This is a genomic window from Paraburkholderia sp. J69-1 (genome assembly GCF_905220255.1).
Lineage (GTDB): Bacteria > Pseudomonadota > Gammaproteobacteria > Burkholderiales > Burkholderiaceae > Paraburkholderia.
In genome coordinates this window covers 428412-452643 of the sequence record NZ_CAJMZG010000002.1, presented here as the reverse complement: position 1 = coordinate 452643, position 24232 = coordinate 428412, and the positions used below count along the sequence as shown (strand labels likewise).

Below are 24232 nucleotides of genomic sequence, written 5' to 3'. Positions count from 1 at the left end.
CTAAAGAATATATCGCGTCGAGCACACTCACATTCAGGAGCAAGCATTCATGGCCATGCCAACCATTAAACACGTGCGCGCTTTCACGGTGCGCGGCGGCGGCGCGGACTATCACGATCAGGCCGACGGCCATTGGATCGACGATCATATTTCCACGCCGATGGCGCGTTATCCCGAGTATCGCCAGAGCCGCCGCTCGTTCGGCATCGACGTGCTGGGCACGCTGGTGGTGGAAGTCGAGGCGAGCGACGGCACGGTGGGTTTTGCCGTCACCACGGGCGGCGAGATTGGCGCGTTCATCGTCGAAAAGCATCTCGCGCGCTTTCTCGAAGGCCAGCGCGTGACCGATCTGGAAAAGATCTGGGATCAGATGTATTACTCGACGCTCTATTACGGCCGCAAGGGCGTGGTGCTCAATACGATTTCGGGCGTCGATCTCGCGCTTTGGGATTTGCTGGGCAAGTTGCGCCAGGAGCCGGTCTATCAACTGCTGGGTGGCCCGGTGCGCGACGAACTCGTGTTCTATGCAACCGGCGCACGGCCCGATCTGGCGAAGGAAATGGGTTTTATCGGCGGGAAACTGCCTTTGCTGCACGGCCCGGCGGAAGGTGAGGAAGGGCTCAGAAAGAATATCGAATTGCTCGCCACCATGCGCGAGCGAACGGGCGACGACTTCTGGCTCATGTACGACTGCTGGATGAGTCTGGACGTGCGCTATGCCACGCGTCTGGCCGAGGCCGCAAGCGAATACGGCCTCAAGTGGATCGAGGAATGCCTGCCGCCCGACGATTACTGGGGCTATGCCGAACTGCGTCGCAACGTGCCGCGCGGCATGATGGTCTCCACCGGCGAGCACGAAGCCACGCGCTGGGGCTTTCGCATGCTGCTGGAAATGGGCTGCTGCGATCTGATCCAGCCCGATGTGAACTGGTGCGGCGGCATGACCGAACTCATCAAGATTTCCGCGCTGGCGGATGCGCACAACACGCTGGTCGTGCCGCATGGTTCGTCGGTGTACAGCTATCACTTCGTCGTGACGCGCCATAACTCGCCGTTCGCCGAGTTCCTGATGATGGCGCCCAAGGCCGATGAAGTCGTGCCGATGTTCACGCCGCTCTTGCTCGACGAACCGGTGCCCGTGAAGGGCCGCATGAAAGTGCCGGATACGCCGGGCTTTGGCGTGCGCCTGAATCCGGACTGCAAGCTTTCGCGTCCTTACCAACACTAAGTCAAAACCACGCAGGAGAAAGCATCGTGCTGCTCAAGGACAAGGTGGTGGTCGTCACCGGCGGTTCGCGCGGCATCGGGCGCGCGATTGCCATCGCAAGCGCGCGCGAAGGTGCGGACGTTGCGATCAACTACTGGGGCGATAACGACGCCTCGTATGGCCGGCGTTCGGCAATCGGCGAAGTGCTCGACGAGATCGAACGGCTCGGGCGTCGCGCCATCGCCGTGGAAGGCAATGTGGCCGCGCCGCAAACCGGCGTCGATCTGGTGCGCCAGACCGTCGAGCATTTCGGGCATGTGGACGTGCTCGCCAGCAACGCCGGTATCTGCCCGTTTCATTCGTTTCTGGATATGCCGCCCGCGGTGCTCGAACGCACCATCGGCGTGAATCTGAATGGCGCGTTCTATGTCACGCAGGCGGTGGCGCGGCAAATGAAGGAGCAGGGCACGGGCGGCGCGATTGTCGCGACCAGTTCGATCAGCGCGCTGGTCGGCGGCGGCATGCAGACGCACTACACGCCCACCAAGGCCGGCGTGCATTCGCTGATGCAGTCGTGCGCGATTGCGCTCGGGCCTTACGGTATCCGCTGCAATTCGGTGCTGCCCGGCACCATCGCCACGGATCTGAACGCCGAAGATCTCGCCGATGAAGAAAAGCGCGCGTACTTCGAAAAGCGCATTCCGCTAGGCCGGCTGGGCGCGCCGGAAGACGTGGCGGAATGCGTGGTGTTTCTCGCTTCGGATCGTGCGCGCTATGTGACGGGCGCGGCACTGCTGGTGGACGGCGGTCTGCTCGTCAACCTGCAGTGATTTGATAAGGACTCAGGAATGTGTTGCGAGGCGCGTGTCACGCACGGTTTCGTCGGGCTTGAAGGGCTGCGAAAAGCGGCGCAACAGGCTGACGAAATGCTCGGCGGGTTCGGCGAGCGCTTCGCCCTTGCGCGTGAGCACGCCGAAGCCCGGCAAGCTCTTGCCGATTTCGAGCGGCAACACGGTGAGCAGCTTGCCGCGCACATGATCGCGCACGACCGATTCGGGCAGCATGGCCACGGCGTCGAAGCTTTCGAGCAGTTGCAGCGTGGCGAAGATGGACGCGGATTCCGTGAGGTTGATCGGCGTGGCCAGACCCGCACGCGCGAGTTCGCCTTCGAAGAGTTCGCGCGCGGGGCTCGTGATGGGCTGCGCGACCCAGGGCCAGTCCATCAGTTCGGCGAGCGTGACCTGTTCGCGGCGCGCCAGCGGATGACGCGCGCGCACCACCAGCACGAGCGTTTCGCGCGCAAGCGGTTCGAAACCGAAATCGTTGTGCTGCAAAGGCGTGGTCAGACGGCCGAGCGCGAGATCGACATCGCGGCGATGCAGCAGTTGCACGACCTGATCGCTGGTTTCGCCAAGGATGCGCACGTGCAGCAGCGGCCGTTCGGTCTTGAGCGTGGCGACGGCCTGCGCGAGCAGATCGGGCGCGGCGCCCATGATCGCGCCCACGGTGAGCTGGCCGTGGCCGCCGCGGCGCTTGACGTCGAGATCGTCGGCGAAACGCGTGAGGTCGGACAGCGCGCGGCGCGCATAAGCCAGCGTGACCACACCGAGCGCCGTGGGCTGCATGCCGCGCGCGTTGCGCTCGAACAGACGAAAGCCGAAGGCCTCTTCGATATCGCTGAGCATGCGGCTGGCGCTGGGCTGCGCAACGTTGATGGCATCGGCGGCCTGATGAACGTTGCGGGCGTCGTCGAGCGCGACGAGCAGGGCGAGATGCTTGAACTTGAGACGATTGACGAGCGAAACGACGGCGGTCTGATGGTTCATGAGTCCTGCGATCCGGTTTATGTATCGCCCGATCCCAACTACGGATTGGTTGGCTATCGATGCCGGAATTATAGTCGTTCGAATCGCTGCAAAACCGTGTGAATACGCGCGCCGGACTTAGGGCAAACGCCAGGACCGGACCGAAAAGAACGCAGCAAAGGCTGGACGGAGACACGAACATGGAAACAATTGCGTTTCGCATGCAGCTCGATCCCGGCAAACGGGACGAATACGAGCGCCGTCATCGCGAAATCTGGCCCGAACTCGCCGCGGCATTGCGCGATGCGGGTGTGAATGATTACTGGATCTTTCTCGACGAAAGCACTCATGCGCTTTTTGCGGTGCTCAAGCGTCGCGACGATCACAGCATGGACCGCCTGCCCGAAACCGCCATCATGCGCAAATGGTGGGATCACATGGCCGACATCATGGCGACAGGCGAGGGCAATGTGCCCATCACGCAGCCGCTCGTTCCGGTCTTTCATTTGCCATGATCCGTTTTGAGGAGAGCGCCATGCAGGTGGTCGATCCGCATGTTCACTTCTGGGATATCGATACGCATCATTACCCGTGGCTTGCGAATCCGGGCACATCGTTCGTGGGCGATGCGCAGGATCTCAAGCATAACTATCTACCTGACGATCTGCTGCGCGAGGCCGGCGATATTGAAGTGCTGAAGGTCGTGCATGTGGAAGCGAATCATGATCCCGCCGATCCCGTGGAAGAAACGCGCTGGCTCGAATCGATCGCCGATGCCGGTAAGGGATTGCCGGATGCGATTGTCGCCGCCGCCGATCTGAGTGCGTCGAATGCGCCGGAGATTCTGGCCGCGCACGCCGCCTTCGGCCGCACGCGCGGTATTCGCCAGATTCTCAATGTTCATTCGAATCCGCTTTACGACTATGTCGGCCGCCACTTCATGCGCGAGCCGCAATGGCGCCAACATTTTGCTTTGCTCGAACAGCACGGGCTGTCGTTCGATCTGCAACTCTATCCCGCGCAGATGGAAGAGGCCGCTGCGCTCGCGCGTGCCCATCCTGGCGTGCCGCTGATCGTGAATCACGCCGGCATGTTCGCCGATCGCAACAGTGTGCAGGGCTGGCGTGCATGGCGCGATGGTTTGCGCGTGCTGGCGGCGTGTCCGAATGTGTCGGTGAAGATCAGCGGTCTTGCGATGTTCGATCACGAATGGACCGTGGAAAGCCTGCGCCCTTATGTGCTCGAAACCATCGATGCGTTCGGCGTGTCGCGCGCCATGTTCGCTTCGAACTTTCCGGTGGACCGGCAATTCGGCGGTTATGCCGATTTGTGGCACGCGTATGCCGCCATCGTCAGCGATGCGAGCGAAAGCGAGCGCACGGCGCTCTTTCGCAGCAACGCCGAACGCATTTACCGAATCTAGCGATCCAGCGCCCGCGCGGAAAGATTGCGGGCGCAACCAATATGGGAGACACGCGTGGAATCGAAAGCAATGACCGGTAGCGTGCCGCGTCTGGAGCTAAGGCAGGCCAGCAAGTCGTTCGGGCGCGTGCGCGCGCTGGTGGACGGCTCGCTCGTGCTGAAGCCCGGCGAGGTGCATGCGCTGCTCGGTGAAAACGGCGCCGGTAAATCGACGCTCGTGAAGATACTCGCGGGCGTGCATCGTCCGGACGGCGGCGACATGCTGGTCGACGGTACGCCGCATCAGTTTGCCTCGCCTGCACAGGCGCGCGATGCGGGCATCGCCGTGATCTATCAGGAACCCACGTTGTTCTTCGATCTGTCGATCGCCGAGAACATTTTCATGGGGCGTCAGCCGCTGGATCGCCTCGGCCGTATCGACTACGACACGATGCATCGCGAAGTGGCGGAACTGCTCGTTTCGCTGGGCGTCGATATGAAACCCGAGCGTCTGGTGCGCGGTCTGTCGATCGCCGATCAACAGGTGATCGAGATTGCCAAGGCGCTGTCGCTGAACGCCAATGTGCTGATCATGGACGAACCGACGGCTGCGCTCTCGCTGCCCGAAGTCGAACGGCTCTTTACGATTGCGCGCACCTTGCGCGATCGCGGCGTGGCGATTCTCTTCATCACGCACCGGCTCGAAGAAGTGTTCGCGCTCACGCAGCACGTGACCATCATGCGTGACGGCGCCAAGGTATTCGACGCGCCTACGTCCACGCTCACCACGCAGGAGATCGTCGCGCGCATGGTGGGGCGAGATCTCGCCACCTTCTATCCGAAAGCCGATGTGAAACCCGGCGACGTGATGCTGCGCGTGCGCGGCCTCACGCGACGCGGTGTGTTCAAGGACATCGCCTTCGATGTGCGCGCGGGCGAGATCGTCGCGCTCGCGGGTCTGGTTGGCGCGGGCCGCAGCGAAGTGGCGCGGGCGATCTTCGGCATCGACCCGAGCGATGCGGGCAACGTGCAGGTCGCGGGCAAGGCGCTGGCGATGGGAAATCCCGCGCGTACCGTGAAAGCGGGCCTCGCGCTCGTGCCGGAAGATCGACGCCAGCAAGGGCTCGCGCTGGACCTGAGCATTGCGCGCAATGCGTCGCTCACGGTGCTGGGTCGTCTGGTGCGCTTCGGCCTGATTTCGGCCGGGCGCGAAGTGCAGCTTGCCGGGCAGTGGGGCACGCGCCTGCGCCTGAAAGCCAGCGATCTGAACGCGCCGGTCGGCACGCTTTCGGGCGGCAACCAGCAGAAAGTGGTGCTGGGCAAATGGCTGGCAACCGGGCCGAAGGTGCTCATCATCGATGAACCCACGCGCGGTATCGACGTGGGAGCGAAAGCGGAAGTCTATGGCGCGCTCGCGGAGCTTGTTAGCGAAGGCATGGCCGTGCTGATGATTTCGAGCGAATTGCCCGAAGTGCTGGGCATGGCCGACCGCGTGCTGGTGATGCACGAAGGCCGCATTACCGCCGATATCGCCCGCGCCGACGCCAACGAGGAGCGCATCATGAGCGCCGCGCTCGGTCAGGCCAACATTCATCTGGGGCATGCAGCATGATGGGTCATTCCACTTCACCTCATCCCTTGCACGGCGGCGAGCCGCATGCGCAACGGCGCGGCGCGGGCGCATTCGCCCAGGCGCTGGCAAAGAGTCGCGAAACCACGCTGTTTATCGTGCTGCTGCTGATTATCGGCGGCACGGCGCTGGCGCGGCCGCAGTTTCTCAATCTGCAGAATCTGCGCGACGTGCTGCTCAATGTGTCGATTGTCAGCTTGCTCACGGCGGGCATGACGATCGTGATCCTGATGCGGCATATCGATCTGTCGATTGGCTCGACGGTGGGCATCAGCGCTTATGCGGTCGGCAGTCTGTATGTAGCGTTTCCGCAGATGCCGGTGATCGTGGCGCTGTTGGCGGGCCTGGCGATCGGCATGGTGGCCGGGTCGATCAATGCGCTGCTGGTGGCGGTGGGGCGCGTGCCGTCGCTGGTCGCCACGCTATCGACACTCTATATATTTCGGGGTGCAGATTATGCGTGGGTGCATGGCGGTCAGATCAACGCCACGAGCCTGCCCGACGCGTTCTCGCATCTCGCGACCGGATCGCTGCTTGGCGTGCCCGTGCTCGCGCTGATCGCCATCGTGCTGCTCGCGGCGCTGTCGATCTATCTGAAGCAGTTCCGGCCGGGCCGCGAATACTACGCGATCGGCTCGAACCCGGAAGCCGCGCGTCTGGCCGGTATCAACGTCGAACGCCGCGTGGCGATGGGCTTTGTCATCAGCGGTGCGATTGCGGGGCTGGCCGGCGCGTTGTGGCTGGCGCGCTTCGGCACGGTCGATGCCAGCACCGCGAAGGGCATCGAGCTTCAGGTCGTGGCCGCCGCCGTGGTGGGCAGCGTGGCCATCACGGGCGGCGTGGGCACGATACTCGGCGCGACGCTTGGCGCGCTGGTGCTTGGCGTCATCAGCATCGCGCTGGTGGTGCTGCACGTTTCGCCGTTCTGGGAGCAGGCCATTCAAGGTGCGCTGATCGTCGCGGCTATTACCGCCGATACGCTGCTGGCCCGCTCCGTCGCCAAACGCATGATGAGGAAACGCGATCATGGCTAAACCCGATTCCGCTTTGCTCACGCGCCGCGCCGGCCTGCCTCTGGGCTGGGAGTCGCTGCTCGTGGTGATACTCGTGTTGTCGCTCGTGGTGGGACGCGTGCTGTCCAGCGTGTTTCTCACCGGCGCGAACATGAGCAACATACTCGCCGATCTCACCGAGGTCGCGCTGATGGCGCTGCCGATGACACTCATCATCGTCGCTGCCGAAATCGATCTGTCCGTGGCGTCGGTGCTGGGCGCGTCGAGCGCGCTGCTTGGCGTGCTCTGGCATATGGGCGTGCCGATGCCGCTGGCAATGGTGCTCGTGCTGGTGGCGGGCGGCCTTGCGGGGCTTTTCAACGGGCTTGTGATCGTGAAGCTGAATCTGCCTTCGCTGGCCGTGACGATCGGCACGCTGGCCTTGTTTCGCGGTCTTGCCTATGTGTTGCTGGGCGATCAGGCGATTGCCGATTTTCCGCCTGCCTACACGCTGTTTGGCATGAGCAATCTGGGCAGCACCTTTATTCCGCTGCCGTTTCTGATCGTGGCCGCGTGCGCGGTGGTGTTCACGCTGCTTTTGCAGGCGACCGCATTTGGCCGCAGCCTCTACGCGATTGGCGCGAACAGCACGGCCGCGTCGTTTTCGGGCATCGATGTCGCCAAGGTCAAGCTGCGTCTTTTCGTGCTCTCGGGCGTGATGAGCGCGCTTGCGGGCATCGTTTATACGCTGCGTTTTACGAGCGCGCGCGGCGATAACGGCGAGGGTTTCGAATTGTCGGTGATCGCGGCGGTGCTGTTCGGCGGCGTGAGCATTTTCGGCGGACGTGGCTCGATGTATGGCGTGTTGCTGTCGTTGCTGATCGTGGGCGTGTTGAAGAATGCGCTCACGCTCGCGGACGTATCGAGCGAAACGCTCACCATCGTGACGGGCGCGTTGCTGCTCGCATCGGTGCTGATTCCCAATCTCGCGGCGCGCTGGCGCACGCTGCGCGACCGGCGTGCGCTCGCACGCGCGGCAAGTTGAAACGCAGTCGAAGAAAGTAACAGCCCGAAAGGAATGGAAATAAGCAGAAGGAAGCTGGAAAAAAGGCAGTAAGCCGTCAATCGGCCCGGCAACCGAGCCGGGCCATTATCGAGGAGACACGTTCATGATGAAGCCAGTCCGTCACGCGTGCACGGCGCTGATGTGCGCCATGCTGTTGGGCGCGGGCCTGTCCGCGCACGCTGCGGGCATCAAGGAAGGCCTGAAAATCGCCTTCGTGCCCAAGCAGATCAATAACCCCTATGAAGTGATCGCCGATAACGGCGGCATGGACGCCATCAAGGAATACAAGGGCGACGGCAAGGTGGTCGGACCTTCGGATGCGGGCGCGTCCTCGCAGGTCTCCTATATCAATACGCTGACGACGCAGCATCAGGACGCTATCGTGATCGCGGCCAACGATGCGAATGCGCTCGTGCCGTATCTGAAACGCGCCATGGCGCAGGGCATCAAGGTCGTCACTTTCGACTCGGATACGGCGCCCGACGGCCGCCAGATCTTTGTGAATCAGGCCAACGCCGAAAGTATCGGGCGCGGCCAGGTTCAACTCGTGGCCAAACTGATGAATAACGAAGGCGAATTCGCGATTCTTTCCGCCACGCCCAACGCGACGAATCAGAACACCTGGATCAAATGGATGCAGGAAGAACTGAAAAAGCCCGAGTATTCGAAGATGAAGCTCGTGAAGATCGCTTACGGCAATGACGACGACCAGAAGTCTTTCGTCGAAACGCAAGGTCTGCTGCAGGCGTATCCGAATCTGAAGGCGATCGTAGCGCCGACTTCGGTGGGGATTGCGGCAGCGGCGCGCTATATCTCGACATCGTCGAGCAAGGGCAAGGTCGCGGTCACCGGTCTGGGCACGCCTAACCAGATGCGCGCGTTCGTGAAGAACGGCACGGTGAAGGCGTTCCAGTTGTGGGACCCGGGTGCATTGGGTTATCTGGCCGCTTACGCAGCTGCGAATCTCGCTTCGGGCACCATCACCGGCAAGGAAGGCGATTCGTTCGACGCGGGCAAGCTCGGCAAGCGCACGGTGGGCAAGAGCGGCGAAGTGATTCTCGGACCGCCCACGACCTTTGACGCATCGAATATCGACAACTTCAACTTCTAGTCCATCTGGACGATGCCGAAATCGTTTTCATTCGGCATGCTGATTAATTGGCAAGCTTCAAAAGGCCCGGACATTACGGGCCTTTTATATTCTGCCTACGAAAAAAGCGTGGCTGCTCTTTATTGCGCTTTCTAACAGATACTTTTGTCTGATTAAATCTTTGCCCACAACAGTCTTTTTCTGCCCTTCAGTTTCGCGCGCATCTGCCGATAGCTAGGCGGGGCAGTGGCCTTTGCCGCATCGCTCCCACCGCTTATTCCGCGTATAACCCCCCGCACTTCGCGCCGACGCGTCGCGCAAGCCAACCGCAAGGAAATGACGATGAAGTTGACCCTGAAGATTCCGCTCGCTTTCGCGGCGGCGCTTCTGCTGATGTTTGCAGGCGCGTTTTACGGAATCTATTCGCTGAACCAGTCACTGAACGTGTATGGCACGACGGTGCAGAACAGCGTGGCCAACGAGCGCGCGGTGATGGCGACGCTGCTTGCCTTCAAGGTGCAGGTGCAGGAGTGGAAGGACACGCTGCTGCGCGGTAAGGACCCGGCGATGCTCGACAAGCATTGGTCCGCGTTCGAAGCCCGCGAGCGCGAAGTCGACACGCTCGCGCAGCAACTCAAATCGAGCCTGCCCGAAGGCGAAAACCGCGATCTGATCGATCGCTTCGCCAGCGCGCACACGACCATGGGTCAGGGTTATCGCACGGGTCTCGCGGCGTTCAAGGCGGCGGGTTTCGACCCTTCTGCAGGCGACCACGCGGTTGCGGGCGTCGATCGCGCGCCGGCCGCGCTGCTCGACGAAGCCGCGCACAAGATCGCCGCGCAAAGCGCGGAAGTCTCGGCTGAAGCCGCTGAACAGGCGCATCGCGCGACGCTGCTGAGCGCGTTGTTGATGGTGGCCGCGCTGGGCGTCTCCATGACGGGCGCGTGGTTCTTCAGCCGCACCGTGACGAAGCCGCTCGCGCGTGCGCTCGAATGCACGCAGGCGGTGGCGCAGGGCGATCTCGCCTACAAGGTGAGCGCGCAGGAAGGCGCCCGCGACGAAACGGCCATGCTGCTCGACGCGCTCAAAAGCATGCAGTCGAGTCTTTCCGGCGTGGTGAGCCAGGTGCGCACGCACGCGCAAGGCGTGGCTTCGGCGAGCGGCGAAATCGCGGCGGGCAATCTGGGTTTGTCGGCGCGTACGGAAGATCAGGCCGCATCGCTCGAAGAAACCGCGGCGAGCATGGAAGAACTCACGGCCACCGTGCGTCAGAACGCGCAGAACGCCAAACAGGCCGCGCAACTGGCCGGCGATGCGGCGGGCACGGCTGCGCGCGGCAAAGATCTGATGGCCGAAGTCGTCGATACGATGCGCGGCATTGCGTCGAGTTCGGGCGAGATCGTCGACATCATCGCCGTGATCGACAGCATCGCGTTTCAGACCAATATTCTTGCGCTGAATGCGGCGGTCGAAGCGGCGCGTGCGGGTGAAGAGGGCCGCGGCTTCGCCGTGGTGGCCTCGGAAGTGCGCACGCTCGCGCAGCGCAGCGGCGCGGCGGCGAAGGAGATCAAGGCGCTGATCGAGGCCTCGGCGCAGCGTATCGATGCGGGATCGGCGCTCGTAAACGATGCGGGCAACGTGATCGGCGAAATGGTGGATGCGGTGCAGCGCGTGACGGTGATCGTCGATGAGATTTCGACGGCTTCGCAGGAGCAAAGCACGGGTATCGAGCAGGTGAACGTCGCTGTCACGCAGATGGACGAGGTCACGCAGCACAATGCGGCGCTGGTGGAGCAGGCGTCGGCGGCGGCGCATGCGCTCGCCGAGCAGGCCGAGGAACTGCGCGAAGCGGTCGGTGTGTTCCGGCTGGCCTGACGCGTGAGGTTTCGGCACGTATAAAAAAACGGCACGGTATTGAAACCGTGCCGTTCTTGTTTGAGGGCCGATACGGCGCGCTTTTATCGCGCCGCGTCGTCAGCCGCTCAATCCCAATGGCGATGCTTGTTGTGGTGGCGCTTGCCGTGATAGCCGCGCGAGTAGTCGTCGGCGTAGGAGTTCGAGCGCGAGAGGTTGCCGCCGAGCGCCGAACCTGCGCCGCCGCCCAGTGCTGCGCCGACCAGACCGCCGGTGCGGCCGCCCATCGCGTTACCCGCTGCTGCGCCGGCACCGCCGCCCAGCGCGCCGCCGACGATGGCGCCCGTGCGCTCGCGTCGGTTCGACGTGACTGCGCCACCGGCGCCGCCGCCCACTGCACCCCCGATCACGGCACCCGTGCTTCCGCCGACCGCACCGCCCAGCGCTGCGCCGGCCACACCGCCGAGCGCGCCGCCCAGCGCGTTGTTCATGTCGCCGGCCATGGCAGGCAACGAAACCGCAGCGGCGAGCGCTGCAATCGCAACCATCGGGATGAATTTCTTCGACATGGACTTGCCCATTCGTTTTTTAAGATGGAGCGGAGTATAACGGGCAATCTGAAAGGCTTCTGTAACACCAGAAGCCGCGTGGGGTAAGAGCTGTAACAAAATGATCCCAAACCTTCGACGATTTGAGAGAGGGTTTTGCGGGGAGTGAAATAAAGGAACAGAGGGGCGGAACGCTTTTTGTACTGGAGAGTTGGCGCTGATCAGGGCGATGACGGTTCCGGAAATGTGAGCCTGAAGTTCTTCAAATCCTCCTCAAATGCATTGCAGTTTTTCAGTGTCTGTTTGAGGCGTTCTCGAGATTGGGCGTAATCGAAACTTGCGGTCCAGTTCAACGCCCGAATCATCGAACGAATATACGGCTCAGCTTCTTTGGTATGCGAGAGTCGCTTTAAGGGCAACAGATAATCTTCGCGATACACCGTTGGGATGATGATCCGGCAAACGCCAGCGGCGCTCAGCACGCAGTTCATCGCAAGGCGCGCGGTTCTGCCGTTGCCGTCGCGAAACGGGTGCACTTCAGTGACGACGAACATCGTCATGAGTGCACGAGCGACGGGATCGTGTAGCGCGGCAATCCGGGTGAATCCTTCGCGCAAGGTTCCGGCCACCAGTTCTGGCAAGACGAAGAGAGAGTTTCCCGCCTGGTTGGCCTTCTCTTTCCACTGTCCCGGATTCTTGTCGGGTCGGGCTTGCATCACCAGCGCATTAACGGTCTTAAGCCAATTCAGGAATTGCCCGGCGTCCTCAGGTGGACGAACGCGCCATTGAGCCGAAGTCGCAGCCTGAAAAGTACCGAGAATGTCATGTGAGTCTTCCGATCGATTCGGAATGACGAGACCTTCAAAGATAATTTGCTCTGCCTCGTCGATTTCGAAGGTCGTACCTTCAATGAAGTTCGAGAAATAGGCCTCAAAAAAAGCGAAATTCTCCAGTGCCATGCCCGATGACGCCGGATCGTCGAGTGGGTTGAATATATGTTCGGCGAGCGTTGCATGGAGCACATCGAATAGTTCGATACGATCCGGGTCGTAGGGTCGTCCCGCTGCTCTTGCAAGCGCCTGTTTGCTTCGGAGTTTCTTTTCTTCGTGTGTGCCGAGCAAGGCGCCGACAATGCCGTCCAGGCGCGCAAATTCTCTTTGCATTGAGAGTTTTTCAGCGACAACGCGAGCACGATCGCGAAGGTCGTTGAGTTTGAAATCGCCCCGTATGGTCAAAATTTTGTCGAGGCGCGCTTCGATTTCCTGCTGGGATAACGTACGGGCTTCGTCGCCTCGCGTCCGGCTGAGGTTCTCGAGTAGTCCTCGCTCCTCGCTCGGAAAATGAACGCCGCGACTGGCGATATCTGGAGCCGGTCCGTCCGTTATGGCCGGGCGCTCAGGAAGGACTTTCAGTATGAGACCAGGAAGTTCGATCGATCGACGTCGTTGGCCGCGACTGATATAGAGAACGCCGCCCACGGGTCGATGTTCGAGAGCAGACCTAAGCGCGAGTACGCCATCTGGTAGCAGATATCCAACTATTGCTGTCCAGTTTCGCAGGACAACGGCTTCCAGCGGACTATGAAGATTGGCTGTATAGATCCCTTGATAGATGCGACGGAATTCCCCGGCGTCGAGCCGGCGGTTCAGCGCACGCGCCTGTGTTGGGCTGAGTTGCCCAACAAAAAGGATCTCCGATGTGTCTGTGTCGATTTTTTGCATCGTCGGAGGCTACAAGGCGGGAAGGTTGTCTGGAAATGTCACTTTATTTTGTTTTTATGTCTGAAAATTGCAGCTTAATAGGTGTCTGAAAAGTGTCTTCAACCGGTTCACAGCGAATGTTCGTGTCTGAATAGTGCATTTAATTTCGATATTTGTGTCTGAAAAAATCACTTTTATTGCGTTTGATCATCTCGCCGACCCCATTTCCTACACCTTCCCGGACAATTCCCACGTGTGCTAACCTGTATATATATACAGTACTCGGCGCGCTGAATGGACCGGAAAGCAGGACGCAATCATGGGACGGAATCATCGTCATTTCCCGCCGCTCACCGCGGCGGAGCTGGCCGATATTTACGACCGGCATCCCTTGCCGGTCGTATTGCGGCTGCTGTGGGAGATACACCGCCTGCGCTCGACGATCCGGCGCGCGAATCAGGTGCGCCTGATGGTCGGCACGCGGGTGGGATCGGCGAATACGCCGGCGGGCATCTGGGAGCGTTTCGAGCAGGATCTGGATGCCGAGCCCTGTCTGACCGATCCGCTGACGCCGCGGCAAAAAGGTCTGCTGCATGAGGGCGAGCCGCAGGGGCGTTTGCGCCGGCGCAGGCGCAATGGCGATTAGGGACTAAGCACAAACTGAAAAAAGAAATATGAAGGAAGCCGTAGGGTTCATAGAAATTTGGTTGTAAGTAGGCCTTGTTAGAGTCGTCGCAGGCGTCGTGCCTCAGGTGGCAGTGAAAACAAGAGACCAACTCATGCTGACAGCCCTAACGTTTCGACCCTTCAAGTTTCTAGCGATACTTTTAGCGCCTCTTTTCGCACTGCTGCTGGGTGCGCCTGCTTTTGCCTTCCAGACGCGCACCGTGCCGATCCCGAGCGCGGCTATGCACCGCGCGTTCGACGCCACCGTGGTGCTGCCCGACGACTACGCGCGCGGCAGCGGCGCGGCGCGCTATCCGGTGATCTATGTGCTGCACGGCTCGGGCGGCAACTATGCGGACTGGACTTCGAACACGCAGATCGGCAAGCTCGCGGACCGCTATCACGTGATGCTCGTGATGCCCGACGGCGGCCACGAAAGCTGGTACATCGACAGTCCTTTCGACACGGCGAGCCGTTACGAAACTTATGTGGGCACGGAGGTCGTGTCGTATATCGACGCGCATTTCCGCACGCTCGCCACGCGTCAGACGCGTGCGATCACGGGCCTGAGCATGGGCGGTTTTGGCGCGCTGCGCATCGCGCTCGATCATCCCGAGGCGTTCGGCGCGGCGGGCAGCATTAGCGGCGCGGTCGATCCGCGTAATTGCGAGGACGAACCCGGCATCGACAAGATCTTCGGCAATCCCGCGCGTCATGCCGATTTCTGGACCCGTAACGCCATTATCGAAGGCGCGGATACATTCGAGCATGCGCATATCGCGCTGACTATCGATTGCGGCGTGAACGACTTTTTCGTGCAGTCGAATCGCACGCTGCACGAAAAACTCATTGCGCTGGGCGTGCCGCACGATTATGCGGAGCGTCCGGGCGGGCACACGTGGTCGTACTGGTCGAATTCCATCCGTTATCAGGTGCTGTTTTTCGCTACCACGTTCCAGCGTAATGGATGGCATGCGCCTACCCATCAGGCGTGATTCCATATCATGCTTCGTATGACTGACTAATTTCTGATTTAGCCCTGTGGTTTCACACTGATTCAGGCCCGCGCAATGCGGGCCGTTTTACTTCTGAATTTTCCCGTCGATAAACTTTTTGTGCTGAACGCGTGGCACATCGATTGCGCTTTAAAAAACGTAAGCGCGGCGCGCGCCATTGCGTGTGCGACCGCATTTTGACAAACGAATCAATTCGAAGGAGAGCGACGATGAAACCGACGATCAAGGCAGTGACATTGACTCTCGCCATGGCGATTTCCGGCGCGGCTTTCGCAGCTGGCGGCAACGCGGGCAGTTCCGGTGGCATGGGCGGCAGTAACGGCGTAGGAGCGGGCGGAGGCAATACCGCGGGTGCGGCGGGTGTCCTGCCGGATAACAACGTGAACAGCAACGGCAACGCGGCCAATGGCTACAACAACAGCGGTTATGGCTCGCCGGGCACCACCGGCGTGGGCGGCGGCCAGGGTGCCGGAACGGGCGCGACGCCGAACCGCGCACCCAGCACGATGCCGCGTTCGCACGGCAACACCATGCAGGAGATGCCGCAGACGACTTCGCCCAATACGACTCAGTAGCGACTCAGTAGCGACCCAGTAGCACGTGGCCGCAACGTCAGGCACCGCGTTTGCTCACTGTAAAGGGACATGGTGAATGCGGGTGCCTGAACGAACACCGGAAACCCGCGTGAGCAACGAAAGGACGCAAAGGATGAATATCCACTACCGCAACGATCCGCCGCAATTCGACGGCGCGAATCTGCAGATGCATTTTGTCGCCGAAGTGGATGGCGAGCCGCTCGATTGCGCGATCACGGCGGAGGCGCTGGAAGATCACTTCGGTGCGCCGTCGGCGCTCGAAGCGCCGTTGCGCGAGGCCTTCGAGCGCGGCCAGGCGCGTATTCACGCGGTCTGTTCGCGGGTTATCGAGCAGACGGGCGGCGCGGTGGTGCTGCATAGCGGCCGTTTCCGCGCGCCCGATAGCGTCGATATCAAGCATTGACGCAGCGGGCCGGGCAAAACAGGAGGTCATGCCATGTCTTTGATCGTAGCGAGCCGCTTCACGACGTTCAACGACGCCGAAGTGGCCATCGACAGGCTGCACACCAACGGATTCGTCGATGAAGACGTGTCGCTGTTTTACGTCAACCCGGGCGGCCAGCACGCGCGCTTTCCGGTTGGCGGCGACCGCTTCGCCGATCCGCAATCGCGTTGGGCTTCGCTTGGCGCAGGAGCGGGAGCGGCTGCAGGCGCGCTTGTGGGCGTGATCCTGGCCATCGTGCTTTCGCTCCTCTTTTTACGTTCGCTGCTCGTGCTGGCGGTCGCCGCCGGTGTGGGCGCCTACGTGGGGACGCTGGCGGGCGCGTTGTGGCAGACACGCGGCGGTGGACGGGGCCAGCGGCCCGATATCGGCCACGATCCCGACGGCACGCCGGCAGCGCGCGAATCGGGCGTGCTGGTGGCCGTGCATGTGAGCTCGCAAACGCAGCAGGAAGCCGCCGATGTATTGGGCGCAGCAGGCGGCATTGAAATCGAACGCGCCAACGGGCGCTGGCAGGACGGTCATTGGAGTGATTTCGATCCAACCGAAACTGTCGAGCCGTTCAAGCACTAAGCCTTAACCGATAAACCGACAATTTTTTTCCGCCGCCAATGCGCGGCGCCTGACCTTAACCCGGAGTGAACCGGAGACTGGAGGACGTCATGCTTCAATACGCAGTCATTTTCTTCATCATCGCGATTATCGCCGCTGTGTTTGGCTTCGGCGGTATTGCAGCGGGTGCGGCTTCGATTGCCAAGATCCTATTCTTTATTTTCCTTGTTATTTTCCTTGTCACGCTGCTGATGGGCGTGGTGCGGCGCGGATAATACAGCGCACGCATCGCTGATCGACGGTTACGGGGCCAGTCACCGGTCTATGGCCAGAAAAATCGGCCCGCATGTAAAAATGCGGGCCGATTTTTTATCTATCGATTCGATCAGGATACCGAATGATAGTTATGCGATCGTATCCACTACGCCGCCATCCACGCGCAATGCCGCGCCCGTGGTTGCCGAAGCCTGCACGGAACATGCATACACCACCATATTCGCCACTTCCTCCACGCTCGCCGCGCGCTGGATGATGGAAGTCGAACGATGTTCGCGCACGAAGGCGGCGGCGACTTCCTCGGCGCTTTTGCCGGTTTTCGCCACTTCGTCCTTGAGCATGGCTTCTACGCCATCGGAAAGCGTCGGGCCCGGCAGCACCGAATTCACCGTCACGCCCGTACCCGCAAGCTCTTTGGCCAGCCCGCGCGCCACCGAAAGCTGCGCCGTTTTGGTCATGCCGTAGTGAATCATATCGGCGGGAATATTCAGCCCGGATTCCGACGAGATAAACACGATACGGCCCCAACCCTGTTTGGCCATCGCCGGCGCGTAGGCGCGCGAGAGCCGCACGCCCGACATCACATTGGTTTCGAAGAAACGCAGCCATTCATTATCGGGAATCTCGAAGAAGTCTTGCAGCTTGAATACGCCGAGATTGTTCACGAGGATATCCACTTTCGGATACGCCTTCACGAGCGCTTCGCAGCCCGCCGCATTCGAAAGATCGCCGACGAAACCCTGCACCTGCGCACCGGGCACCGCAGCGCGCACGGCGGCTTCGGCATCGCCCACATTGGATTCGTGACGGCTGCTCACGATCACGCTGGCGCCCGTGCCGGCAAGCCCCTTGGCGATGGCGAGACCAATGCCCGCGGCCGATCCGGTCACAAGCGCAAGTTTTCCTGACAAGTCGATTTTCATGCTGGCTCCCGTCTCATGAAGAACGGGCAGTGTACTGCGCGTGCTATTTCGCTGCGCGCAAGACTTGCATTTTATTTCGATCGATATAGAATTCGCCTGTTGTGTATCGATTGATATAGAAACGAGGAAAGCAAACATGTCGACCACTTCTTCCACGCTGGGCGCGCGCGCACCGGACCGGCTCGACGCGCAGGCGTTGTTCGCCACGCTCGCCGGGCTGTGCGGCAGTTTCGTCGCGATTGGTCTTGCGCGTTTTGCGTACACACCGCTGATTCCGCCGTTGATCCAGGCGCACTGGTTCACGGCTTCGCAGGCCGTCACGCTCGGTGCGGCGAATTTCGCGGGCTATCTGCTGGGTGCTCTGGCGGGCCGTCCGATTGCGCATCGGCTGGGTAATCGCCATGCGCTGCGCTGGCTGATGTTGACGGCCACGCTGGCATTTTTTGCCTGTGCGTTTCCACTTTCGGTGGCGTGGTTTTTTGCGTGGCGGCTGGCTTCCGGGGTGGCTGGCGGCGCGATCATGGTGCTCGTGGCGACCTCGATCCTGCCGCACGTGCCGCCTGCGCGGCGCGGCTTCGTGAGCGGGATGATCTTCCTTGGCCTCGGTCTGGGCATTGCCGCTTCAGGCACGGTGATTCCGTGGTTTCTGCACTATGGATTGCGCGTGACGTGGATGGGGCTGGGCGCGATTGCGCTGCTGCTCACGGCGATGAGCTGGTTCGGCTGGCCGCGTACCGATGCGCCTATTGCAACCTCTGCGCCGCAGCAGGCCGGCACACCGCATGGCCATGTGCAGCAGACAGGCGCGTTGCGCGTGCTCTACGGTCAGTACGCGGCCAATGCGCTCGGGCTGGTGCCGGTGATGGTACTGCTGGTCGACTATGTGGCGCGCGGGCTTGGGCAGGGCGCAGCGAACGGCGCGCATATCTGGGTGCTCTATGGTATTGCCGCAATTGCAGGGCCGATTATCTGCGGACAGGTAGCCGACCGCATTGGCTTTCGCCTGACGTGGCGTTTCGCACTGCTCACGCAAGCTGCCGCCGTCGCTTTGCTCGCATTATCGAACCAGACGTTCGCGATCATTACGGCGACGTTGATACTCGGCGCCTGTACGCCTGGCATCGTGCCGCTCGCGCTCGGCCGTATTCACGAACTCATTGCTCACGATCATGTCGAGCAACGTGCAGCATGGAGCCGCGCGACCACGGCTTTTGCCTTGTTTCAGGCCCTGGGCGGCTACGGCTATTCCTGGTTGTTTTCGCACACGCACGAAAATTACGCGCTGATCTTTGCTTGCGGCGCGGTTGCGTTATCGCTGGCGTTTATCGTGGATCTATTGATGAGCAAGCGCAAAACGTAATCGGCGGTGAGTCGGGATTGCAAAAGAATGTCGTAAAGCGCCCGCGTGCATCGTGCACGCGGGCGTTTTTCATTTCATCAGACGAACACGCACCTCATTGATTAATCCGATGAATTCCATGCGGAACCGCTCTCGATCATGGCGATTCCAGTCAACAGTGTGTTTCATTAAGTCGCATTGTCTCGCATAACTACGACTCATAGAATCGTAGTTATGCGTTGCGACGGCGCAGCGCGTTTTCCAGATGCAGCAGTTCGAGGCCGTCAGGTCTCACGCAACGATCTACAGGAGTGGAATATGTCGAAGCGAATTCTGATTGTCGGAGCCGGTTTTGCCGGTATGTGGAGCGCGCTGAGCGCAGCGCGCCTGATCGACGAAGCTGGCCGTACCGATGTCGAAATCGCGCTGATCGCGCCGGACCCGCATCTGCATGTGCGTCCGCGTCTGTATGAAGAAGGTCCGGCGAATATGAAGGCGCCGCTCACGGAAATCTTCGACGCAGTGGGTGTGAAATTCATTCAGGGCACGGTCGGGCAGATTCATACGGACCGTAGCGAAGTGGACGGACACGATATGCAAGGCCGTGCGTTCACGATGCACTACGATCGCCTCATTCTCGCGACGGGCAGCAAGCTGTTCCGCCCCGAGATTGCCGGGCTGGCCGATCACGCATTCAGCGTCGACCAGATCGACGAAGCCGCCGAGCTCGAGACGCATATCCGCAATCTGGCGCAACGCCCCGATACGCCCGCGCGCAATACCGTCGTGGTGGCGGGCGGCGGCTTCACGGGCATTGAAACGGCGGCGGAAATGCCGGCGCGTCTGCGCGCTGCGTTGGGCGAAAACACACCCGTGCGCGTGGTCGTGGTGGAGCGCAATGACGCGATCGGTCCCGATCTCGGTCCGGGCCCGCGTCCCGTGATCGAAACGGCGTTGAGCGATCTGGGCGTGACCTGGCATCTCGGCCACGGCGTCACGGCGATCGACGCGCAAGGCGTGACGACTGCCGATGGCACGCGTATCGAATCGAATACGGTGATCTGGACCGCAGGCGTGCGTGCGAGTGCGCTGACCGCACAGATTCCAGCGCAGCGCGATGCGGCAGGCCGTCTCTTCGTGGACGCCAATCTGGCCGTTGAAGGCGTGCCCGGCGTGTACGCAACCGGCGATGTCGCCAGCGCGGCCACCGACGACGAAGGCAACCGCACGCTGATGTCGTGCCAGCACGCAATGAATCTGGGCCGCTCGGCCGGGCACAACGCCGCCGCCGATCTGCTGGGTCTCGAAACGATCGCGTACAGCCAGCCCAAATATGTGACCTGCCTCGATCTGGGCCCGTGGGGCGCGGTCTATACGGAAGGCTGGGAGCGTGAAGTGAAGATGAGCGGCATGGAAGCCAAGCAACTCAAGACGCGCATCAACACCGAATGGATTTACCCGCCGCGTGCGGATCGCGCCGAGGTGTTTGCTTCGGCGGACCCGCGCCGGATCGTGGTGGCGTAATCCCGCTCAAGTCGGAATGCAAAAGGAGGCTCTGAAAAGAGCCTCCTTTTTTGCGTCTGCGGTTTTTAAGCGCGATCGCTACGCCGGCTTGCAGCGCGTTCGCCAAACCATTGAACGACGTGTTTGCCGTGGCTGGCCGGCGCTTTGGCATTGGCGCGTGTAGCGAGATCGGCGAGTGTGTGCTTTTTCAGTTCTTCGCGCATGCTGCGCTCGGCGCCTTGCATGACCGCGTGGATCGAGCAGGTGCCGCGCGTGGCCCATGCCGGCGCGGCATCGTCGAACAGCGCGCATTGCGAGCGGATTTCGCGGCAATCGAACAGGGCTTTTTCGCCGTCGATGGCTTCGACGACGTCGTGCACCGTGATCGCATGCGGCGCGCGCGCGAGCGTGAAGCCGCCACGAATGCCTTCAGTGGCGGAAACGAGTCCAGCCTTGGCAAGGCGCGTGAATAGCTTGGCGGCGTAATCGACGGAAACGCCCTGCATTTCGGCCAGATCGCGCACGCTTGCTTCGCGCACGCCTTCGGGATCGGCAAGATAGAGCAGACAGTGCAAACCGTACTCGACGCCGGTGCTGATGTAAGACATGGCTATACCACGACTGATTGAATCGGAGTTATAAGGGTAACACGGCTGGGCGTTGCTTGCTGCTGCACGAACACGCTATAAAAAAGGACTCAATGCGCGGTATTGCCCGGCAGGAGACCGAGCAGGGTGAGCGCGGGCGCAACCGCGCCGGTGAGCCATTCGCGTTCGGGGTGAATGCGCGCGAGCACGCGCAGGCCCATCAGCACGGCCAGCAGATGTTGAGCCGCTTCCGGCGCGCTGACCGTTCTGGCGATTTCACCGCTGCGTTGACCGGCTTCCACGCAACGTAAAAAAAAGTCGCGAATCTGTGTGATTTCGGCGGCAATGGCGTCGCGCAGTTCGTCGTCGTCGGGCGCGGCTTCCAGACCCGAATTCACCATCAGGCAGCCGCGTTTGCCCGGATCGTCGAGCGAGCGCTGCACCGTTTCCGCAAAAAATCCGGCGATGGCGGTGCCCGGCGTGGCGGCTGCTTCGTGACGCACGAGCCGGTCGCGCAGCGAGTTCTCCAGATAGTGATCGAGCACGCGCAGGAACAAGGCGCGTTTATCGCCGAATGCGTTGTAGAGGCTAGGCTGCGTGAGCCCGGTGGCTTTCACGAGATCGCGTGTGGAGGTGCCTTCGTAGCCGCGCGCCCAGAAGGCGCCGCAAGCGGCGTCGAGTACGCTGGTTTCGTCGAATTCGCGGGGGCGGCCCATTTTGGCTCCATCGTTTGGTGGCTATCTGGCGGATGGCGCTATTTTAGATCAATCGATATGAAATGTCTTACTGGCATACGTTCAAGGCCGGCTTAAACGCTCCCCATTTCCGGGTCGCTGATGCTGTCCTTGCCGGTTTCCAGTCGTCCCGCGAAACGGCGCGCCAGGCCATCGTGGGCGCTGAGCGTGAAGTCGTACCAGCCGCCAGAAGCCGCAAGCGGCCAGCTTTGTTCGACGCGCCCATGTGCGGGGACGGTGGCCGTCCATGTCGCGATGCTGGTGTAGGCGTTGGGTTTGACGCTGCACGTGGTGGGCTCGCTTCCGCTGTTTTCTATCGTCAGCGTGAGGATATTGTTCGCTGCGTCGTAGCGCAAACGCGCTTCGGCGTTCGCTCCGTGTAATGGGTTATTCACGTTGCCGATAAAGCCGCGATGAAATCCGTTCGGGCCAAGCACCCAGAGATCGTAGCGGCCATCGTCGGCGGATTCCGGCGTCCATTCGTCGGCCAGTTGCTTGCCGGCTTCGACGGTGTAGCGGCGCGGCGTGCGCTTGAGATGCAGCTGGTCGTAGACGTGAAAGACTGCGCCCGCGCTGCCTTCGTTGACGAAGGCCAGGCGAACTTCGCGGCGGCGGCCGTCGACGCCCGCGTGTACATGCAATTGATAGGGCAGCGCACGGGACGCTCGCGCGAGTCTCGCCTGACGCGGCATGGATTGATCGGCGACAGCAGGCGGCGGCACGGGCCTGAGCTTGCTTTGCTGAGCATTGAGTGCATCGGCAGCCGCTTTGTTCAAGGCCGGAAACGACGCATTGCGCTTTTCATTCGGTCTGCTGAAGTTAAATGCGGCAGTCAGATCGCCGAATACTGTGCGCCGCCACGCGCTGATATTCGGTTCCGTCACGCCAAAGCGTCGTTCCAGAAAGCGCAATACGGAAGTGTGATCGAATGCCTGCGAGTTGACGAAGCCGCCCGTGCTCCACGGCGAAATCACGAGCATCGGTACACGCGGGCCTGGGCCATAAGGCAGACCATCGGGCGTGAGCGGTTTTTCGTCGCCGGGCGGGTTGGGCACCGTGAAATATTCGTGTTTCGTGCTGACCGTGGATTTGCCGGCATAAGCGCCATCGGCGATAGGCGAGGGCGCAACGGGCGGCGGCACGTGATCGAAAAAGCAGTCGTTTTCGTCGTGGTTCACAAACAGTACAGTCTTGCTCCAGACCTCCGGCCGGGCTGTGAGCGCGTCCAGAACCTGCTGGATGTACCACGCGCCCTGATCCGGCGTGGAAACGTTCGGGTGTTCGCAATAGGCTTGTGGCGCAATGATCCAGCTAATCTGTGGCAGACGGTCCGCTGCAATGTCGTCCTCTAACGCTTGAAGCAATCCGCCGTCGGGCATGGTATTGCCGATGCCTTTATAAAGCGGTGAAGCCGTTTCGATCTCCGGCGTCCACGGTACATTGGGCGAGCCGTTAATCGACTCATTCACCTTGCGAAAACTCGCGAAGCCACAAAGCGGATTGTCATTGTAATTATCGGGCTGGTTTTCATAGACTTTCCAGCTCACGCCAGCTTTCTGCAGACGTTCGGGATACGTGGTCCATTTCAATCCTTTCGCCGACGTTCCCAGCCAGTCCCAGCCATTGTTGTTCACGACCGCGTGGGGTTCGAACCCGTCACCGCCCGGCCCATTCGTGCCAGTCCAGAGAAAGATACGGTTGGAATTGGTGCCGCCGTGCAGTGAGCAGTGATACGCATCGCAGATCGTGAATGCGTTCGCCAGGGCGAAATGAAACGGCAGATCGGCGGCTTCCAGATAACCCATCGATACATCGCCTTTCGATTTCGGCCATTGCGTCATGCGCCCATGATCCCAGGCGCTGTGCGCGTCGAGCCATTCGTGCGCGCCGCCCGCGAGCAGCGCGTTGCCCTTGCTCTTGTCGAGATGAAAGGGCAGCACGCTGCGCGAGCCGTCGCTTTGTTGCCAGATGCTCGCGCCTTGCGGCTGGGGAATCGTGATGCGATCGCCGAACCCGCGCACGCCCGGCAAGGTGCCGAAATACTGATCGAAGGAGCGATTCTCCTGCATGAGAATCACGACATGCTGGACGTCCTGAATCGTGCCGGTGGCGTTGTTCGCGGGAATGGCGAGCGCGCGCCGGATGGCCGGTGGAAACAGGCCGAGCGCGGCGCCCGTGGCGGCTGCGCGCAGGAATTGACGGCGATCCTTCGAAGTCATGATGCCTGGTGGTTCCGGGTCGTGGTGAATCTATCGTACCCGGAACGCGCGCAAGCGGTTTTGCGCTAGTGCGCTGCGTTGACTTC

24 protein-coding genes are annotated in these 24232 nt (G+C 61.3%); 17 read left to right on the top strand and 7 right to left on the bottom strand.

Annotated elements, in window-relative coordinates; genetic code table 11:
• Positions 1 to 49: 49 nt before the first annotated feature.
• Together rhmD and U5A67_RS05110 are read left to right on the top strand one after the other, a co-directional pair.
• Positions 50 to 1228: an L-rhamnonate dehydratase gene (rhmD, locus tag U5A67_RS05115; RefSeq protein WP_205986328.1), complete on the top strand. Its 1179-nt coding sequence runs from the start codon at positions 50 to 52 to the stop codon at positions 1226 to 1228.
• A gap of 26 nt (positions 1229 to 1254) precedes the next feature.
• Positions 1255 to 2037, top strand: coding sequence for an SDR family NAD(P)-dependent oxidoreductase (locus U5A67_RS05110; RefSeq protein ID WP_321813298.1), 783 nt, complete (start codon positions 1255 to 1257; stop codon positions 2035 to 2037).
• 12 nt (positions 2038 to 2049) lie between these two features.
• Here U5A67_RS05110 and U5A67_RS05105 read toward each other — a convergent pair whose 3' ends face one another.
• A complete protein-coding gene (locus tag U5A67_RS05105) occupies positions 2050 to 3033 on the bottom strand; it encodes a LysR family transcriptional regulator (protein WP_321813297.1) in 984 nt (327 codons plus the stop codon).
• 179 nt (positions 3034 to 3212) lie between these two features.
• Here U5A67_RS05105 and rhaM point away from each other — a divergent pair, with 179 nt between their 5' ends.
• From rhaM to U5A67_RS05070, 7 genes are all read left to right on the top strand, one after another.
• The gene (gene rhaM, locus U5A67_RS05100; RefSeq protein ID WP_321813296.1) at positions 3213 to 3527 is read left to right on the top strand and encodes an L-rhamnose mutarotase; all 315 of its coding nucleotides are present in this window, start codon (positions 3213 to 3215) and stop codon (positions 3525 to 3527) included.
• 20 nt (positions 3528 to 3547) lie between these two features.
• The gene (locus U5A67_RS05095; protein ID WP_321813295.1) at positions 3548 to 4435 is read left to right on the top strand and encodes an amidohydrolase family protein; all 888 of its coding nucleotides are present in this window, start codon (positions 3548 to 3550) and stop codon (positions 4433 to 4435) included.
• Positions 4436 to 4504: 69 nt separating this feature from the next.
• Positions 4505 to 6025 carry a sugar ABC transporter ATP-binding protein gene (locus U5A67_RS05090; protein WP_321813403.1) on the top strand — a complete coding sequence of 507 codons (1521 nt, stop codon included), beginning with the start codon at positions 4505 to 4507 and terminating at the stop codon, positions 6023 to 6025.
• On the top strand, positions 6022 to 7077 hold the full coding sequence (locus U5A67_RS05085) for an ABC transporter permease (protein ID WP_205986333.1): 1056 nt from the start codon (positions 6022 to 6024) through the stop codon (positions 7075 to 7077). Before U5A67_RS05090 ends, U5A67_RS05085 begins: the two co-directional genes overlap by 4 nt.
• Positions 7070 to 8080, top strand: coding sequence for an ABC transporter permease (locus U5A67_RS05080; protein ID WP_321813294.1), 1011 nt, complete (start codon positions 7070 to 7072; stop codon positions 8078 to 8080). Before U5A67_RS05085 ends, U5A67_RS05080 begins: the two co-directional genes overlap by 8 nt.
• A 124-nt stretch (positions 8081 to 8204) precedes the next feature.
• Positions 8205 to 9212 carry a rhamnose ABC transporter substrate-binding protein gene (rhaS, locus tag U5A67_RS05075; RefSeq protein ID WP_321813293.1) on the top strand — a complete coding sequence of 336 codons (1008 nt, stop codon included), beginning with the start codon at positions 8205 to 8207 and terminating at the stop codon, positions 9210 to 9212.
• A 321-nt stretch (positions 9213 to 9533) separates the two neighbouring features.
• Positions 9534 to 11066 carry a methyl-accepting chemotaxis protein gene (locus U5A67_RS05070; RefSeq protein ID WP_321813292.1) on the top strand — a complete coding sequence of 511 codons (1533 nt, stop codon included), beginning with the start codon at positions 9534 to 9536 and terminating at the stop codon, positions 11064 to 11066.
• Between the two features lie 107 nt (positions 11067 to 11173).
• On the opposite strand, the gene U5A67_RS05065 is transcribed toward U5A67_RS05070, so the two are convergent.
• Positions 11174 to 11614, bottom strand: coding sequence for a hypothetical protein (locus tag U5A67_RS05065; RefSeq protein ID WP_321813291.1), 441 nt, complete (start codon positions 11612 to 11614; stop codon positions 11174 to 11176).
• Positions 11615 to 11814: 200 nt separating this feature from the next.
• Positions 11815 to 13314 carry a Fic family protein gene (locus U5A67_RS05060; protein ID WP_321813290.1) on the bottom strand — a complete coding sequence of 500 codons (1500 nt, stop codon included), beginning with the start codon at positions 13312 to 13314 and terminating at the stop codon, positions 11815 to 11817.
• 298 nt (positions 13315 to 13612) lie between these two features.
• Between U5A67_RS05060 and U5A67_RS05055 the strand changes: the two genes are divergently transcribed.
• The 6 genes from U5A67_RS05055 (at position 13613) to U5A67_RS05030 (ending at position 16840) form a co-directional block, all read left to right on the top strand.
• Positions 13613 to 13939: a hypothetical protein gene (locus U5A67_RS05055; protein WP_205982278.1), complete on the top strand. Its 327-nt coding sequence runs from the start codon at positions 13613 to 13615 to the stop codon at positions 13937 to 13939.
• A gap of 262 nt (positions 13940 to 14201) precedes the next feature.
• Positions 14202 to 14954 carry an alpha/beta hydrolase family protein gene (locus U5A67_RS05050; RefSeq protein WP_321813289.1) on the top strand — a complete coding sequence of 251 codons (753 nt, stop codon included), beginning with the start codon at positions 14202 to 14204 and terminating at the stop codon, positions 14952 to 14954.
• A 230-nt stretch (positions 14955 to 15184) separates the two neighbouring features.
• Positions 15185 to 15550: a hypothetical protein gene (locus tag U5A67_RS05045; protein ID WP_321813288.1), complete on the top strand. Its 366-nt coding sequence runs from the start codon at positions 15185 to 15187 to the stop codon at positions 15548 to 15550.
• A 133-nt stretch (positions 15551 to 15683) separates the two neighbouring features.
• Positions 15684 to 15974, top strand: coding sequence for a DUF1488 domain-containing protein (locus tag U5A67_RS05040; protein ID WP_321813287.1), 291 nt, complete (start codon positions 15684 to 15686; stop codon positions 15972 to 15974).
• Positions 15975 to 16007: 33 nt separating this feature from the next.
• Entirely contained in the window at positions 16008 to 16586 is a 579-nt protein-coding gene (locus tag U5A67_RS05035; RefSeq protein WP_321813286.1) for a hypothetical protein, read from the top strand.
• 89 nt (positions 16587 to 16675) lie between these two features.
• Positions 16676 to 16840, top strand: a complete 165-nt coding sequence (locus U5A67_RS05030; protein ID WP_205982283.1) for a DUF1328 family protein — start codon at positions 16676 to 16678, stop codon at positions 16838 to 16840.
• Positions 16841 to 16969: 129 nt separating this feature from the next.
• Here U5A67_RS05030 and U5A67_RS05025 read toward each other — a convergent pair whose 3' ends face one another.
• Positions 16970 to 17764 carry an SDR family NAD(P)-dependent oxidoreductase gene (locus U5A67_RS05025; RefSeq protein WP_205982284.1) on the bottom strand — a complete coding sequence of 265 codons (795 nt, stop codon included), beginning with the start codon at positions 17762 to 17764 and terminating at the stop codon, positions 16970 to 16972.
• Between the two features lie 136 nt (positions 17765 to 17900).
• On the opposite strand from U5A67_RS05025, the gene U5A67_RS05020 reads away from it, so the two are divergent.
• Together U5A67_RS05020 and U5A67_RS05015 are read left to right on the top strand one after the other, a co-directional pair.
• Entirely contained in the window at positions 17901 to 19124 is a 1224-nt protein-coding gene (locus U5A67_RS05020; RefSeq protein ID WP_321813285.1) for a YbfB/YjiJ family MFS transporter, read from the top strand.
• Positions 19125 to 19421: 297 nt separating this feature from the next.
• Positions 19422 to 20627 carry an NAD(P)/FAD-dependent oxidoreductase gene (locus U5A67_RS05015; protein WP_321813284.1) on the top strand — a complete coding sequence of 402 codons (1206 nt, stop codon included), beginning with the start codon at positions 19422 to 19424 and terminating at the stop codon, positions 20625 to 20627.
• A 65-nt stretch (positions 20628 to 20692) separates the two neighbouring features.
• On the opposite strand, the gene U5A67_RS05010 is transcribed toward U5A67_RS05015, so the two are convergent.
• From U5A67_RS05010 to U5A67_RS05000, 3 genes are all read right to left on the bottom strand, one after another.
• Complete coding sequence (locus U5A67_RS05010; RefSeq protein WP_321813283.1) at positions 20693 to 21214, bottom strand: Rrf2 family transcriptional regulator; 522 nt, start codon at positions 21212 to 21214, stop codon at positions 20693 to 20695.
• Between the two features lie 89 nt (positions 21215 to 21303).
• The gene (locus U5A67_RS05005) at positions 21304 to 21909 is read right to left on the bottom strand and encodes a TetR/AcrR family transcriptional regulator (protein WP_205982288.1); all 606 of its coding nucleotides are present in this window, start codon (positions 21907 to 21909) and stop codon (positions 21304 to 21306) included.
• A gap of 92 nt (positions 21910 to 22001) precedes the next feature.
• Positions 22002 to 24146, bottom strand: coding sequence for a phosphocholine-specific phospholipase C (locus U5A67_RS05000; protein WP_321813282.1), 2145 nt, complete (start codon positions 24144 to 24146; stop codon positions 22002 to 22004).
• Between the last annotated feature and the right edge of the window lie 86 nt (positions 24147 to 24232).

Bases quoted from the DNA above. Each gene is read 5' to 3' on its own strand.
- U5A67_RS05095 (WP_321813295.1), top strand. From the start codon at position 3,548: ATGCAGGTGGTCGATCCGCATGTTCACTTCTGGGATATCGATACGCAT.
- U5A67_RS05035 (WP_321813286.1), top strand. From the start codon at position 16,008: ATGTCTTTGATCGTAGCGAGCCGCTTCACGACGTTCAACGACGCCGAA.
- U5A67_RS05030 (WP_205982283.1), top strand. From the start codon at position 16,676: ATGCTTCAATACGCAGTCATTTTCTTCATCATCGCGATTATCGCCGCT.
- U5A67_RS05085 (WP_205986333.1), top strand. From the start codon at position 6,022: ATGATGGGTCATTCCACTTCACCTCATCCCTTGCACGGCGGCGAGCCG.
- rhmD (WP_205986328.1), top strand. From the start codon at position 50: ATGGCCATGCCAACCATTAAACACGTGCGCGCTTTCACGGTGCGCGGC.
- U5A67_RS05070 (WP_321813292.1), top strand. From the start codon at position 9,534: ATGAAGTTGACCCTGAAGATTCCGCTCGCTTTCGCGGCGGCGCTTCTG.
- U5A67_RS05080 (WP_321813294.1), top strand. From the start codon at position 7,070: ATGGCTAAACCCGATTCCGCTTTGCTCACGCGCCGCGCCGGCCTGCCT.
- U5A67_RS05000 (WP_321813282.1), bottom strand. From the start codon at position 24,146: ATGACTTCGAAGGATCGCCGTCAATTCCTGCGCGCAGCCGCCACGGGC.
- U5A67_RS05105 (WP_321813297.1), bottom strand. From the start codon at position 3,033: ATGAACCATCAGACCGCCGTCGTTTCGCTCGTCAATCGTCTCAAGTTC.
- U5A67_RS05040 (WP_321813287.1), top strand. From the start codon at position 15,684: ATGAATATCCACTACCGCAACGATCCGCCGCAATTCGACGGCGCGAAT.
- U5A67_RS05050 (WP_321813289.1), top strand. From the start codon at position 14,202: ATGCACCGCGCGTTCGACGCCACCGTGGTGCTGCCCGACGACTACGCG.
- U5A67_RS05010 (WP_321813283.1), bottom strand. From the start codon at position 21,214: ATGTCTTACATCAGCACCGGCGTCGAGTACGGTTTGCACTGTCTGCTC.
- rhaM (WP_321813296.1), top strand. From the start codon at position 3,213: ATGGAAACAATTGCGTTTCGCATGCAGCTCGATCCCGGCAAACGGGAC.
- U5A67_RS05015 (WP_321813284.1), top strand. From the start codon at position 19,422: ATGTCGAAGCGAATTCTGATTGTCGGAGCCGGTTTTGCCGGTATGTGG.
- U5A67_RS05090 (WP_321813403.1), top strand. From the start codon at position 4,505: ATGACCGGTAGCGTGCCGCGTCTGGAGCTAAGGCAGGCCAGCAAGTCG.
- U5A67_RS05065 (WP_321813291.1), bottom strand. From the start codon at position 11,614: ATGTCGAAGAAATTCATCCCGATGGTTGCGATTGCAGCGCTCGCCGCT.
- U5A67_RS05020 (WP_321813285.1), top strand. From the start codon at position 17,901: ATGTCGACCACTTCTTCCACGCTGGGCGCGCGCGCACCGGACCGGCTC.
- U5A67_RS05005 (WP_205982288.1), bottom strand. From the start codon at position 21,909: ATGGGCCGCCCCCGCGAATTCGACGAAACCAGCGTACTCGACGCCGCT.
- rhaS (WP_321813293.1), top strand. From the start codon at position 8,205: ATGATGAAGCCAGTCCGTCACGCGTGCACGGCGCTGATGTGCGCCATG.
- U5A67_RS05055 (WP_205982278.1), top strand. From the start codon at position 13,613: ATGGGACGGAATCATCGTCATTTCCCGCCGCTCACCGCGGCGGAGCTG.
- U5A67_RS05060 (WP_321813290.1), bottom strand. From the start codon at position 13,314: ATGCAAAAAATCGACACAGACACATCGGAGATCCTTTTTGTTGGGCAA.
- U5A67_RS05025 (WP_205982284.1), bottom strand. From the start codon at position 17,764: ATGAAAATCGACTTGTCAGGAAAACTTGCGCTTGTGACCGGATCGGCC.
- U5A67_RS05045 (WP_321813288.1), top strand. From the start codon at position 15,185: ATGAAACCGACGATCAAGGCAGTGACATTGACTCTCGCCATGGCGATT.